Genomic DNA, 12,842 nt, shown 5'->3' with positions numbered 1-12,842 from the left:
GTTACTTGGCTTCTTACTTAGCGGCAGAATGTTGCGCTTCAATACTATGGTGCGCAGTGGTATCGCTATCGACCGCATCCAATCGGTAGCCCATGCCCCGTACAGTGTGTATCAACTTTATAGTGTAGCTATCATCTATTTTTATTCGCAGACGTCTTATCGCTACATCGATCACATTGGTATCATTATCGAAGTTCATGTCCCACACTTGCGAGGCGATGACCGAACGTGGCAGCACTTCCCCTCTGCGCTCCAGCATGAATTGTAATAAGGAAAATTCTTTCGCAGTCAGTTTAATAGGAGTACCTCCTCTATGCACAGTGCGCTTGGCAATGTCCATCTTAAGGTCTGCTATTTGCATGAGCGTACTTTTATAATCCGATTGATTGGCGCGTCTTAATAAGCTTTTTATGCGAACGATTAATTCTGCAAAAGCAAAAGGCTTGGTCAGATAATCATCACCACCAATCTCAATCCCTTTTATTTTGTCACTTAGATCATCTTTCGCCGTTAGAAACAGTACGGGCGTATGCTTGCCTGCAGCTCGGTAATTACGTACCAGCTCAAAGCCACTGACGTCAGGCAGCATGACATCCATGAGTATCACACTAAATTCTTCAGTCATTAAGGCATGATAGCCATCCAAGCCTGTCAGGTGATGGTCAACAATAAACCCCGCTTCCGTTAGCCCTTTCTTTATATACTCTCCAAGTTTTTTCTCATCTTCTATCAATAGCACTTTCATAGTTTTTCCACCTAATGTCATTATAGTTATCAATAAAGTCTATCAAGCCCTTTGTCATAAACGATTGCTTTGGATAAAAGTATATTCTGACGCCTAATATTAAGAGAAGAAAGATGACAAAGTTGTATTGTTTATGACAAACATGTCATGTCTCAGTCATCAAGCTGTCAGTCACCATTTAGTATTATAAATCAACGCTACATAGAAGCTCTTCTATAATACAGATAGATTCTATAAATTCAGCGGTTATTTTAATTAGACATTCTATTACTCATCTACTCATCTTTAAAAGGACTTCACATGAAAAATTATAGTTCACTCAAAAAAGCGGTACTACTATCAGCATCGATGCTTATCGGTGTAACAGCGGCTAATGCGCATACGACCAATCTAAGCACTTCAATTATCGATAGCTGCGATAACGTTACCAAGTTTGCTAAAAACCTAGATCACAATAATGCAAATGTATCGGATGCTGAAATGAAAAGCTATATCGATGCTAGAGTTGCTTGTGAAGTTCAGCATCAAGATCAGCACTTGCAGTCTGAAAAGGATTTCGTGAACAAATATGGTCGCGATCGCGATAGAAGCCCTCAAGTCATACTAAAGGATTCTATTAAGAATTAAAATCTAGAAACGTTAAGATGACAATATTGTAATCTTATTGTCATCTACCAGTCAGAAAGAATAAGGTATCATCTAAACCAATTTAACAGTCTTGACATTAAACAGACTCAGGCGTTAATAAAATAAATAGGAATTAATTATGTCATTATCTAAATCAATCGCTGCCACTGCTGTAGCTCTAATCCTTTCAACCTCAGCTATGGCGCATTCTCCAGAGATGCATGCGAAAAAAGATAGTATGAGTTGTGAAAAGATGGAGAAAAACATGCAAATGATGGAAAAAATGCAAAAAATGGATCATAGCAAGATGGACATGAACGACCCTGCCATGAAAGCTATGATGGCGAATATGGGCAAAATGAAGCAAATGCATGAAAAGAATTGCGCTACCAAGGACCAAGGATAATAACTCTGATAGTCACAGCGCTTCTAAGTAAATCTAGCTTCGATAAATGACGAGTCAAGTTCAACCACAAGCTTTGTTGGGCTTGACCTCATTAAATACTAAACTAATTTTAACAGCAGTAGACTTTAAACAGATTCAGGCGTTAACAACTTTCAATAAATAAATAGGAATTAATTATGTTGCAATTTAAATTACTGTCTAAATCAATCGCTGCCACTGCTGTAGCTCTAATCGTTTCAACTTCAGCTATGGCGCATTCTCCAGAGATGCATGCACAAAAAGATAACATGAACTGTGAAAAGATGGAAAAAAACATGAAAATGATGGAAAAAATGGATCATAGCAAAATGAATATGGATGATCCTGCCATGAAGTCAATGATGGCGAACGTAGGTAAAATGAAGCAAATGTACCAAAAGCATTGTGTCACTAGTGACAATGATTCTAAGTAAATCTGACAGCGCTAGATAAAGAGTCAGGGTCAACTATTAAAACTCGTAGACCCTGACTCTATCAAATACTAAACTAATTTTAACAGCAATAGACTTTAGGACAGACATATGAAATTTTTATGGGGTGCGCTTTTTACCGTGTTTGTGGCAATCGTTGGGGTCTTTGCAGTTGTTAGCAGTGGTATTGTGAATATCGGTGCAGATCAAGGGCATACCCCACTGGTTTATAATTTTTTAGAGACGGCTCGCACGCGCTCTATAGCAAATGCTAGTAAAGATATTGTAGTGCCAGATCTAAAACAAGTGGATATGATCAGCTCTGGTGGTGCAGACTACAAAGATATGTGTGCAGGTTGTCACTTGGCTCCTGATGTAGAAAAAACAGATCTAAGCGAGTATCTGTATCCGCGTCCGCCTAATTTTACTAAGGCTGAAGTTGTCGCGCGTTATGATAATAAAGCGGGGGCACAACAGAACTTTTGGGCGATCAAACACGGTATCATGGCCTCTGGTATGCCAGCATGGGGCGCAACCCATGATGACGATAGAATGTGGGCGATGGTGGCTTTTATTAGAACGCTACCTGAACTAAATGCCGACCAATATACAATGCTCACCACAAGATTTAATAGCGATATGATGGACATGGATATGAATGATATGGACATGGAGATGATGGACGCAGATATGATGGATATGTCGGGTGAAGGTGCTGAGATGCAGCATTAATTGTTGAATAAAAAACGCAGTGCTAGGTAGTACTGCTTTTTAGGCTTTAAAGCTTGCTCGTATTACTTCATTTAGTGGTCGGGCGTGATTTTCTAAAATACTCAATAATCAAACGCTCAGGAGTGGTTTTATGGGACGCTATACTAATATATTCACTAGTGGACATAACCGGGTATCAGGTCGTGTCCTTTTATTGTTAACGGCATCCTCACTATCGTTAACACTAGCTGCTTGCAGCCAAGCTAATACTAGCGCCTCTGATTCAGAGACAGCACAACCAAAAGAGGCTGTTGTTGCTACGCAAACAGCACAAGAAGCTGAAGTTGCTACGCAAGAAGTAGAAAAAGCTGAAGTTGCACCGATTATGACCCCCGTAACCACTCAGTCCACGTTACTCAAAAATGTCTCAGCAACGGTTTATAAAGATCCAAACTGTGGCTGTTGTAAAGACTGGGTAAGCTATGCAAAAGATAATGGTCTAAGTGCAACCACGCAGCACCCTAAAGACTTGTCCTTATTTAAAGATCGTTACGGCGTACCAAAGGAAATGCGCGCTTGTCATACCACAGTGACAACCGATGGCTATGTGTTTGAAGGTCACGTTCCTGCCAAATATATGGCACAGTTCTTAGAAAACCCACCGGTACAAGCGATTGGACTTGCCGTACCCGGTATGCCAGTGGGTAGCCCTGGCATGAAATATCAGGATAAATTCATGCCGTATAAAGTCATGCAATTGAACAAAGATGGCAGCACAGAAATATATGCTACTATTGAGTCTCCAGCTCAGCAACTGTAAATTTAGTTTTACTTAAATAGTGTTTTAGTTAACTTACTGGTAAGTTATTGATGTATTATTAAAATACAGGCTTAAATACCATCTCGTAAAATAAATTAGGTCAACATTATGAATAATAAGAACATGTTTAACCGCAGGCGTTTCTTGACAGGGTCATCCACCTTGCTTGGAGCGTCAATGCTATCCACGCTGCCATCCATTGCTAATAGTGCGCTAAGCAAAGGTCAGCAAAACGTTGTCGTCAATAGTGATAAAGCCGATCATGTCGTCCCTATCTTGACGGGTAATGAGTTTGACCTTTACGTCAGCGAAAAGATGATTACGGTTAATGGTAAGTCAAGTATGGCGACGCTCATTAATGACTCATTGCCAGCGCCGACGCTTAAGATGCAAGAAGGCGATACGGTCATCATCCGTGTCCATAATCAACTGAATGAGTCGACCTCTATTCATTGGCACGGCTTGCTCGTTCCGTTCGAGATGGACGGCGTGCCTGGCATCAGCTTCGATGGTATTCCTGCCAATAGTACGTTTACTTATAAATTCAAACTCAAGCAATCGGGTACTTATTGGTATCACTCGCACACGGGCTTTCAAGAACAGACCGGTATGCGCGGTGCTATCGTCGTTGAGGCTAAAGGACGAGAACGTCACCCTATCGCAGAAGACCATGTCATTTTACTTAGTGATTGGACGCACCGTGATCCGCATAATTTATTGAAACTACTAAAGCAGCGTTCTGACTTTGATAACTATCATCTGCCAGACTTCAAAAAGCTGTTGTCCGATATTGCCGCCACAGATATGAAAACTGCTTTTGATAAGCGTAAAATGTGGAACAAGATGCGCATGATGCCGACAGACTTTACGGATCTGTCTGGTGAAAACACCTTTACCTACCTTATGAATGGCAAAACGACAGCCGCTAATTGGTCGCAACTGGTCAAAGCTGGACAGCCGGTCAAACTACGCTTCATTAATGGCTCGGCACAGACGATATTTGATGTGCGTATACCGGGTCTCAAAATGACCATCGTCTCAACGGATGGTAATGATGTCGCGCCTGTCGATGTTGATGATTTTCGTATTGGTGTTGCCGAGACTTATGATGTCATCGTTACGCCTACCAAAGATGCGCATACGATATTTGCTCAAAACATAGATCGTTCAGGTTTTGTTGCCACTACGCTTGCTACCAAAAAAGGGGCTCGTGCTGCGATACCAGCGATGGATAAAATCGAGTGGCTCACCATGGCAGATATGATGGGAGCTATGGGTGCGAATGGCTATGACGCCAAGCACGCCAAAACAGAATATGACTTTAAGTCCGATATGCGCGTAGATAGTCCGCGTACGAATATCGATGATCCAGGCATTAACCTGCGTAAGATTAATAGAAAAGTTTTGACTTATAGTCAATTGAACTCTGTCGGCGATGAAATAATGGCTGAACAGCGCAAACCTACCAGAGAGATTGAAATACATTTAACGGGTGCTATGGAACGCTATATTTGGGCCATGGATGGTGTTATGTTCAAGGACGCACCGCCAGTCAATATCAAGCCAAACGAGCGAGTGCGTATTACCTTAGTCAATGACACTATGATGAACCATCCTATGCACTTACATGGTATGTGGAGTGATGTGCGTGCGCCTAATGGTGATTTTCAGGTACGCAAGCATACCTTTGTGATGCAACCGGCACAGAAAATTAGCTTTGATGTGACAGGAGAGGCTGGTCGATGGGCATGGCATTGCCATCTGCTCTATCACATGGAAGCCGGTATGTTTAGAGAAGTTGCTGTTGTTTAATAAACCTTTGAATATGAGCCTTATTATGAAAAAATATAAAGTAGGTCTATCGTTTATTGGCATGTCATCTTTGCTACTACTAATGTCACCTTTAGCAAACGCTGCTGAGATGTCGAATATGGATCACAGTAGCATGGACATGTCCGGAATGGATATGTCAGGTATGGACATGTCGGGTGATATGTCAGGTATGGACATGTCGGGTGATATGTCAGAGATGGATCATAGCAAAATGGACATGTCGAATATGGATCACAGTGGTATGGATATGTCAGGCGATATGTCGGGCATGGACATGGCAGGTATGGATCATGGAAGTATGAGTATGGATACGGCTAGTATGCAAGGTGGCGATGCTCCAGCCGATGCTCGTAGTTCAGATTACTCTAATGGTGTTACCTATGGACAATATGATAAGCCGGTAATGATGGGTAGTGCACCATTATGGGGCGTGTCAGTAGAAACCTTAGGCTATCAGTTTGAGGACGATCAAATCGATTTTGAAGCTGAAGGATGGTATGGCACTGATAGCAATCGTGTCACTCTACGCAGTGAGGGTAGTGCCCAAACTGAAGGTGATAAAGAAATCGATAGTCTGACCTCGCTCGCTTACTGGAAGCCTCTCGGTATCTATTGGAACGGAGAAGCAGGTGTCGCTTATAATACTGAAAACGATAAGTCCGCAATCATGGCTGGCATTGTCGGTACAGCGCCGTACTTTGTTGAGACTGACGCTAGAGCCTACGTATATACTGATGGACAAGTCCAGCTTGATCTTGGTACAGCGTACGAGTGGCGCTTAGCTCAGCGTTGGATTGTCAGACCAGAAGTGCAGTTGACTGCTTTCAGTAAAGATGATACTGACAACGGTATTACTAAAGGTTTTAATGAGCTTGAAACTGAAGTTCGGTTAGCTTATGAAACCCTAAGTCGTCAATTATCACCCTACGTTGGTTTTAGTTATGCATCAGCCTTAGGGGATGCACGAGATCTACGACGTCAACAAAACCAAGCGGTTGATTCTAGTAGTGTGACCGCTGGTCTGATGTTTTGGTTTTAAAGATAGATTGCTTTTGAGACTGTAGATGGTAAGTGTATAAAATGGCTATTAGGATACTTTTATTTTTATAAGGAATAAATATGAATAATAATCAGCATCAGATGAATCCATATATAAAGTTTACGTTGATGATTTTAACCTCTACCGTCGTGATGTTTATCATGATGTATTTTAATACGTATCAATGGGATCATATCTACTTTAGTGAGACCCGTGCTTACATGGCGTTGTATATGGGTGCGATAATGGCCATTATTATGCTGGCATTTATGACCAATATGTATAAAAAAACCAAGATAAACTTGATGGTCTATGGGGTTAGTGTGGTGTTATTTGCCTTTGGTCTATGGGGTGTGCGCTCGCAGCAAACTGTCGACCAAGTAGATTGGATGCAAGCCATGATTCCGCATCACTCTATTGCTATTTTGACCAGTGAGCGTGCCGATATAGAAGACCCACGGGTAAGAGAGTTGGCGGATGGCATTATCGAAGCACAAAAGCGTGAAATCGCTGAGATGCAGCAACTTATTGATGATTTAGAATGATAATAATAAGTAAGTTCTTTTTTAAAGACTATTTATTAAGTCGTGACTTTTAATTCTAATTATACCTACTCCTTACTTCAAAAATAACCTGTAAAACTGAAGTTCTACGAAGAAATAGATTAAGGTCGAATAAGTATGAAGCAAGATAGAACGACTCGCTATCAGAAGGATAGTTTGACATTATCAGGAACAGTTATGCTAGGTACCGGTGTCATGATCGGCGCTGGTATTTTTGCTCTGACTGGTCAAATGGCTCAGATGACAGGTTCGCTTTTCCCCTTGGCGTTTTTAGCCGCTGCAATCGTTGTTTCTTTTAGTGCCTATTCCTATATCAAAATCTCTAATGCCTACCCATCAGCTGGTGGTGTCGCGATGTACCTACACCAAGCGTACGGAGATCGTTTACCGACTGGCTTTAATGCCCTGCTGATGTATTTCTCCATGGTTATAGCGCAGAGCTTTTTGGCTCGGACGTTCGGGTCATATACCATGCAGTTATTTGGTGGCGATGACAGCGGTCGCATGGTATCCGTTCTTGGCGCAGCGCTTATTCTTGCTGCATTTTTGATTAATTTGCTTAGCAATCGTTGGATCCAAGGGGTCGCATCGGTTATCGGTATTATAAAAATTGTTGGGATTCTCATCTTCGGGCTGGTTGGTGTCTGGCTGGCTGATAGCTTTGCAATTGATTCTTCTACATTAGGTGACACTAATACTGTTGGTAACTTTCTTGGCGCAACGGCGCTAGGCATACTGGCCTTTAAAGGCTTTACCACGATCGCCAACAGTGGCTCGGAGGTAAAAGACCCTCATCGTAACGTCGGCCGTGCCATTATAATTTCAATCGCAATCTGCGTAGTAATTTACACCCTAGTCGGTTTCGCGGTGTCTAGTAATCTATCTCTTGCTGAAATTATTGAAACCAAAGATTACTCTTTGGCTGCCGCCGCACGCCCAGCACTTGGCGACTATGGTCTATGGTTCACAGTAGCAATCGCAATGGTAGCTACCGCTGGTGGTCTCCTTGCTAGTATCTTTGCAGTCTCTCGTATGCTCGCTATGCTAACCGAAATGAAGCTGGTACCCCACCGTCATTTGGGGATGCCAGGCAGCGTTCAAAAACACACACTGGTCTATACCGTGGTGTTGGGTTTGGCTTTCACAACGTTATTTGATCTTTCACGAATTGCAGCGCTTGGCATTGTTTTCTATCTGATCATGGATATCGCTATCCACTGGGGTGTTCTAAGATACCTCCGTCAAGACATAAAAGCGGTGATGTGGGTACCTGTAGTGGCCATACTTCTTGATATCTTAGTCCTCGGTGGTTTTATCTGGATCAAACTACACTCAGATCCATTCGTGCTTGGCGTAGCAGTCGTTACTATCGTAGTGATTGCTGTGGCTGAGCAGGTTTATCTCAAGTCGTCAGCGAGGAGAAAGGCTATCGAAAAAGATGCACTTACACACCAACATTGACAATAACATTAAAGGATTTATAAAAAACTGTTTGGTTTAAAATTGCGTAGATTTAAGCGTCTACTTACTATCTTCAACAAGTGATTTCATGCAATACGATATTCATAAAGAGAACGGGGAAAGTAAGCCATGAATGAGTCATTTAATCACGCTGGAACTTGGGGTCTCGCACTAATTGTTATTGTGCTCATTTCTTGGTTCTTTTACCGTTATTTCGCACCAAAGAACTGGCGTGAATGGGCGGGTGCTGGTGTAGTTCAGGCTTTCATCATTGCACTTTACGCAGAAATGTATGGCTTTCCGCTCACTATATATTTATTAGTACGGTTTTTTGGTTTAGACAGCCAATATATCAGCGCCAGCTTATGGTCGACCCTTGTTGGTTTAGGTGAGACAGGCATGATGATCTCAATGCTACTCGGCTATGCTATTGCATTTTTAGGAGTCGGACTTTTTGCTCAAGGTTGGCGTCAAGTCCATAAAGCACGGGGTGAGAACCGCTTGATGACGGAGGGGCTTTATGCCTACGTGCGTCATCCTCAGTACACGGGGTTGTTTATTGCGCTGTTCGGGGAAGGCGTAGTGCATTGGCCAACACTATTCTCAATCGTTCTGTTTCCAATTATTGTACTAGTTTATACATGGCTCGCTCGACGTGAGGAACAACAGATGCTCAAAACATTTGGAGAAGATTACCTTGCCTATAAACGGCAAGTGCCAATGTTTATTCCTCGTTGGGGTAGATGGCGTCAACTCGCTGCCGCCTCACGAATCAAGAAGTAATATTAGTACAGCATAAAGCTTTTACTCACACTGCTTTCTTAGGCTTAAAACGGACAGATGGACGGTTGATGGGTTTAAGCTTGAACGACATCATGTAATAACAAGAAGTATTAAGATGGCTAAATCAAACTTAACAACAAGTACTTTGAGGATTGCTCCTGTTGGCAACAGTGTATCGCTGTTTCTACTCATTAGTTACCTGTTATGCATAGGCTTTGGCTTACTCGCACCCGAACAGATAGCGATGCACGAAGCTTGGGCACCTCTACTACCTGGCTTTGAGTGGTTAACATGGACAGGTTTTCTAATTGGGTTTGTCGAATCGTATCTTTACGGTTGGTATTTCGCCATCTTGTTCGTGCCACTATATCGTTGGTTCGCCAAAGTGCGCTAAAGATATTGATATATTAACAGTCAGTAAACCTCTTCGGTTCGAGTAAAAATTAATTGAAGAGTTGGAGTGATCACAGTTTAGACTGAGGAGAAATCATAATGAATGGGTCAATGCATGGCATGATGAACGGCTCAATGATGTATGGCATGGGCTGGGTTATGATGCTTATCTGTTTGTTATTCACCCTACTATTTTTCGCAGTACTAGTACTAACAATCATGGCACTGCTCAAGTATTTGCGTGATAAAAACTAAATTCCAATTAAAAAGTATAAAAAATAATTTTAGAGACTTTTAGATTAATAATTAGATGAATAGCAATCGAGGATTGATGATAGTGCTTTAAGAGTTGTATTTATTATCAATATTTATTGTCTTCAAGGAGTGAGTTTATGAAACATATTGCCGATGAAAAATCTATCAAAGGTGGTCAGTACGATAAAGTACCAGAAAATTATAGTGGTACGGTTTACACCTGTCCTATGCATCCAGAAGTAAGAGATGTCGAAAAAAGTGACTGCCCAATATGCGGGATGTTTCTTAAGCCTGAAGACGAGGTTGCTGAATCCGACAACAATAAAGATAGTCATGCGCATTGTCATGGAGCGGATGCTAATAATAGTAATGAGGCAAAACCTATCGAAGACGGCAAGTACGACAAAGTACCAGAAAATTATAGCGGAACCGTTTATATCTGCCCGATGCATCCTGAGGTTAGGGATACTGAAAAGAGCGATTGTCCGATATGCGGCATGTTCCTTAAACCTGAAGACGAGGTTGTTGATGAAGACAGTCATGCAAGTTGTCATGGTCATGGAGCGGATACTACTAACAGCACTGATGTAAAATCTATCAAAGGCGGTAAATACGACAAAGTTCCTGCTGATTATGATGGCACGGTCTACACTTGCCCTATGCACCCTGAAGTTAGAGATATTGAGAATAGCGGCTGTCCAATATGCGGCATGGCACTTGAGCCAGAAACGATCACCATTGGTGAAGAGGATACCTCAGAGCTTGACGATATGACTCGTCGCTTTTGGATCTGTACGGTACTCACTATACCGCTATTGATATATGTTATGAGCGGTATGTTTGGAGTTGACTTTAGTCAGTATGGTATACCTTCACAGGTTTTACAGTGGGCTGAGTTAGTGCTTGCGACCCCTGTAGTGCTTTGGGGCGCCGCCCCGTTTTTTGTGCGCGGTTGGCAGTCAATAAAAAGCCGCAATCTCAATATGTTTACTTTGATTGCGATAGGCGTAGGCGCGGCTTTTGGTTTCAGTCTGGTAGCAACCTTTCTGCCCGGTATTTTTCCAGACAGCTTTAGAGATGCTAACGGACAAGTCGGTGTCTACTATGAAGCAGCAGCTGTCATTGTAACCTTGGTATTACTGGGTCAAGTATTAGAGCTCAAAGCTAGAAGTCAAACTTCAGGTGCGATTCGAGCGTTACTTGAGCTAGCACCACCAACCGCAAGACGTGTGGAAGAAAATGGTGAAGAGATCGAAGTCTCGCTTGATGAGGTCGTCACTGGCGATAAGCTACGGGTTAAACCAGGTGAGAAGTTACCCGTAGATGGTACAGTGATCGACGGTAATAGTAATGTCGATGAATCAATGGTAACGGGTGAACCAATCCCTGTATCAAAAGTAGCAGGAGATACCGTGACTGGTGGTACGGTAAACGGCACCGGAACGCTATTGGTCGAAGCGGTCAATGTTGGAGCAGATTCGGTATTATCTAAAATTGTACAAATGGTTGCTGAAGCCCAGCGTAGCCGCGCACCTATACAGAAATTGGTAGATAAGGTGGCTGGGTGGTTCGTACCGATTGTGCTTATCTCCTCCGTCATTACCTTTATTGTCTGGGCGATATTCGGCCCTGAGCCCGCTATGGCCTATGCTTTGGTTAACGCGATTGCGGTACTGATTATTGCCTGTCCTTGCGCCCTTGGTTTGGCAACGCCGATGTCCATTATGGTTGGTACTGGCAAAGGCGCGCAAAACGGTGTGCTTATCAAGAACGCTGAAGCGTTAGAGAGTATGGAAAAAGTCGATACCATTGTCGTCGATAAGACCGGAACACTGACCGCAGGTAAGCCTGAGCTTACCGCAATTGATGCGCAGGTAGGTCAAGATGAAGACGAGTTTTTAGCCTTAGTAGCCGCAGTAGAAAGTGCAAGCGAGCATCCTTTAGCAGAAGCTATCGTGAGAGCGGCTCAAGAAAGATCACTCATTATTCCTAAAGCTACTGACTTTAATTCGACTACTGGCGAAGGCGTACAAGCCGTGGTCGATGGTAAGAAAGTCGCTATTGGTAACTCTAAGCTTATGGAAAGCCTAAATAGTTTTGATAGTGAGCTGTCCACCAAAGCTGATGTTCGTAGAAAAGACGGTGAAACGGTCATGTTTGTGGCTATAGATGGTAAAGCTGCTGGTATTATTTCAGTTGCTGACCCTATTAAACCAAGCACCAAAGAGGCTATCTCATTGCTTCATGGCGCGGGACTAAAAGTTGTCATGCTAACCGGTGACAACGAAAAAACTGCACAGGCAGTCGCTAATAAATTAGGTATTGATGAAGTTCATGCGGATGTCTCACCAGAGGATAAAAACCGTATCGTTAAAGAGATGCAAGACAGCGGTAAACTGGTAGCGATGGCGGGTGATGGGATCAACGACGCGCCTGCACTAGCACAAGCTAATGTTGGTATCGCTATGGGAACGGGTACCGATGTGGCGATGGAGAGTGCGGGTATTACCCTGCTAAAAGGTGATTTAATGGGCATTGCTAAAGCTTATAAGCTTAGCCACGCCACCATGCGCAATATCAGACAGAACCTGTTCTTTGCTTTTATCTACAATGCACTTGGTGTTCCTATTGCCGCAGGTGTGCTCTATCCCATATTTGGGCTTCTGCTCAGTCCAATGATAGCAGCGGCAGCTATGAGCTTGTCATCATTCTCGGTGATTGTTAACGCGCTTAGACTACGTCGGTTGGACTTGTAAT

Annotated in this window: 14 protein-coding genes; 13 read left to right on the top strand and 1 reads right to left on the bottom strand. The window is 42.8% G+C overall.

Annotated elements, in window-relative coordinates:
- Nucleotides 1-13 precede the first annotated feature (13 nt).
- Nucleotides 14-745, bottom strand: coding sequence for a heavy metal response regulator transcription factor (locus ACSUPM_RS04060; RefSeq protein ID WP_101210826.1), 732 nt, complete (start codon nucleotides 743-745; stop codon nucleotides 14-16).
- A 300-nt stretch (nucleotides 746-1,045) separates the two neighbouring features.
- On the opposite strand from ACSUPM_RS04060, the gene ACSUPM_RS04055 reads away from it, so the two are divergent.
- The 13 genes from ACSUPM_RS04055 (at nucleotide 1,046) to ACSUPM_RS03995 (ending at nucleotide 12,841) form a co-directional block, all read left to right on the top strand.
- Nucleotides 1,046-1,372, top strand: coding sequence for a hypothetical protein (locus ACSUPM_RS04055; protein ID WP_025653165.1), 327 nt, complete (start codon nucleotides 1,046-1,048; stop codon nucleotides 1,370-1,372).
- A gap of 139 nt (nucleotides 1,373-1,511) precedes the next feature.
- Nucleotides 1,512-1,778, top strand: a complete 267-nt coding sequence (locus tag ACSUPM_RS04050; protein ID WP_025653164.1) for a hypothetical protein — start codon at nucleotides 1,512-1,514, stop codon at nucleotides 1,776-1,778.
- 176 nt (nucleotides 1,779-1,954) lie between these two features.
- Nucleotides 1,955-2,230 carry a hypothetical protein gene (locus ACSUPM_RS04045; RefSeq protein ID WP_025653163.1) on the top strand — a complete coding sequence of 92 codons (276 nt, stop codon included), beginning with the start codon at nucleotides 1,955-1,957 and terminating at the stop codon, nucleotides 2,228-2,230.
- A gap of 108 nt (nucleotides 2,231-2,338) precedes the next feature.
- Nucleotides 2,339-2,959, top strand: a complete 621-nt coding sequence (locus ACSUPM_RS04040) for a c-type cytochrome (protein ID WP_025653162.1) — start codon at nucleotides 2,339-2,341, stop codon at nucleotides 2,957-2,959.
- 130 nt (nucleotides 2,960-3,089) lie between these two features.
- Entirely contained in the window at nucleotides 3,090-3,758 is a 669-nt protein-coding gene (locus tag ACSUPM_RS04035; protein WP_025653161.1) for a DUF411 domain-containing protein, read from the top strand.
- Nucleotides 3,759-3,866: 108 nt separating this feature from the next.
- Nucleotides 3,867-5,570, top strand: a complete 1,704-nt coding sequence (locus ACSUPM_RS04030; RefSeq protein WP_101210825.1) for a copper resistance system multicopper oxidase — start codon at nucleotides 3,867-3,869, stop codon at nucleotides 5,568-5,570.
- Nucleotides 5,571-5,595: 25 nt separating this feature from the next.
- A complete protein-coding gene (locus ACSUPM_RS04025) occupies nucleotides 5,596-6,630 on the top strand; it encodes a copper resistance protein B (protein WP_201577592.1) in 1,035 nt (344 codons plus the stop codon).
- Nucleotides 6,631-6,710: 80 nt separating this feature from the next.
- Nucleotides 6,711-7,175: a DUF305 domain-containing protein gene (locus ACSUPM_RS04020; protein ID WP_227687631.1), complete on the top strand. Its 465-nt coding sequence runs from the start codon at nucleotides 6,711-6,713 to the stop codon at nucleotides 7,173-7,175.
- A gap of 135 nt (nucleotides 7,176-7,310) precedes the next feature.
- Nucleotides 7,311-8,654, top strand: a complete 1,344-nt coding sequence (locus ACSUPM_RS04015) for an APC family permease (RefSeq protein ID WP_037026091.1) — start codon at nucleotides 7,311-7,313, stop codon at nucleotides 8,652-8,654.
- Between the two features lie 129 nt (nucleotides 8,655-8,783).
- Nucleotides 8,784-9,437 carry a methyltransferase family protein gene (locus ACSUPM_RS04010; RefSeq protein WP_025653156.1) on the top strand — a complete coding sequence of 218 codons (654 nt, stop codon included), beginning with the start codon at nucleotides 8,784-8,786 and terminating at the stop codon, nucleotides 9,435-9,437.
- 115 nt (nucleotides 9,438-9,552) lie between these two features.
- A complete protein-coding gene (locus tag ACSUPM_RS04005; protein WP_227687630.1) occupies nucleotides 9,553-9,831 on the top strand; it encodes a DUF5676 family membrane protein in 279 nt (92 codons plus the stop codon).
- A 98-nt stretch (nucleotides 9,832-9,929) separates the two neighbouring features.
- Nucleotides 9,930-10,085: a hypothetical protein gene (locus ACSUPM_RS04000; protein ID WP_156770962.1), complete on the top strand. Its 156-nt coding sequence runs from the start codon at nucleotides 9,930-9,932 to the stop codon at nucleotides 10,083-10,085.
- Nucleotides 10,086-10,222: 137 nt separating this feature from the next.
- Nucleotides 10,223-12,841, top strand: a complete 2,619-nt coding sequence (locus ACSUPM_RS03995) for a copper-transporting P-type ATPase (RefSeq protein ID WP_436880229.1) — start codon at nucleotides 10,223-10,225, stop codon at nucleotides 12,839-12,841.
- The last annotated feature ends 1 nt before the right edge of the window (nucleotide 12,842 follow it).

Source organism: Psychrobacter okhotskensis (genome assembly GCF_965638355.1).
GTDB lineage: Bacteria > Pseudomonadota > Gammaproteobacteria > Pseudomonadales > Moraxellaceae > Psychrobacter > Psychrobacter okhotskensis.
This window is presented reverse-complemented; position numbering and strand designations above follow the sequence as displayed.

Bases quoted from the DNA above. Each gene is read 5' to 3' on its own strand.
- ACSUPM_RS04050 (WP_025653164.1), top strand. From the start codon at position 1,512: ATGTCATTATCTAAATCAATCGCTGCCACTGCTGTAGCTCTAATCCTT.
- ACSUPM_RS04005 (WP_227687630.1), top strand. From the start codon at position 9,553: ATGGCTAAATCAAACTTAACAACAAGTACTTTGAGGATTGCTCCTGTT.
- ACSUPM_RS04040 (WP_025653162.1), top strand. From the start codon at position 2,339: ATGAAATTTTTATGGGGTGCGCTTTTTACCGTGTTTGTGGCAATCGTT.
- ACSUPM_RS04000 (WP_156770962.1), top strand. From the start codon at position 9,930: ATGAATGGGTCAATGCATGGCATGATGAACGGCTCAATGATGTATGGC.
- ACSUPM_RS04020 (WP_227687631.1), top strand. From the start codon at position 6,711: ATGAATAATAATCAGCATCAGATGAATCCATATATAAAGTTTACGTTG.
- ACSUPM_RS03995 (WP_436880229.1), top strand. From the start codon at position 10,223: ATGAAACATATTGCCGATGAAAAATCTATCAAAGGTGGTCAGTACGAT.
- ACSUPM_RS04030 (WP_101210825.1), top strand. From the start codon at position 3,867: ATGAATAATAAGAACATGTTTAACCGCAGGCGTTTCTTGACAGGGTCA.
- ACSUPM_RS04055 (WP_025653165.1), top strand. From the start codon at position 1,046: ATGAAAAATTATAGTTCACTCAAAAAAGCGGTACTACTATCAGCATCG.
- ACSUPM_RS04035 (WP_025653161.1), top strand. From the start codon at position 3,090: ATGGGACGCTATACTAATATATTCACTAGTGGACATAACCGGGTATCA.
- ACSUPM_RS04060 (WP_101210826.1), bottom strand. From the start codon at position 745: ATGAAAGTGCTATTGATAGAAGATGAGAAAAAACTTGGAGAGTATATA.
- ACSUPM_RS04045 (WP_025653163.1), top strand. From the start codon at position 1,955: ATGTTGCAATTTAAATTACTGTCTAAATCAATCGCTGCCACTGCTGTA.
- ACSUPM_RS04025 (WP_201577592.1), top strand. From the start codon at position 5,596: ATGAAAAAATATAAAGTAGGTCTATCGTTTATTGGCATGTCATCTTTG.
- ACSUPM_RS04015 (WP_037026091.1), top strand. From the start codon at position 7,311: ATGAAGCAAGATAGAACGACTCGCTATCAGAAGGATAGTTTGACATTA.
- ACSUPM_RS04010 (WP_025653156.1), top strand. From the start codon at position 8,784: ATGAATGAGTCATTTAATCACGCTGGAACTTGGGGTCTCGCACTAATT.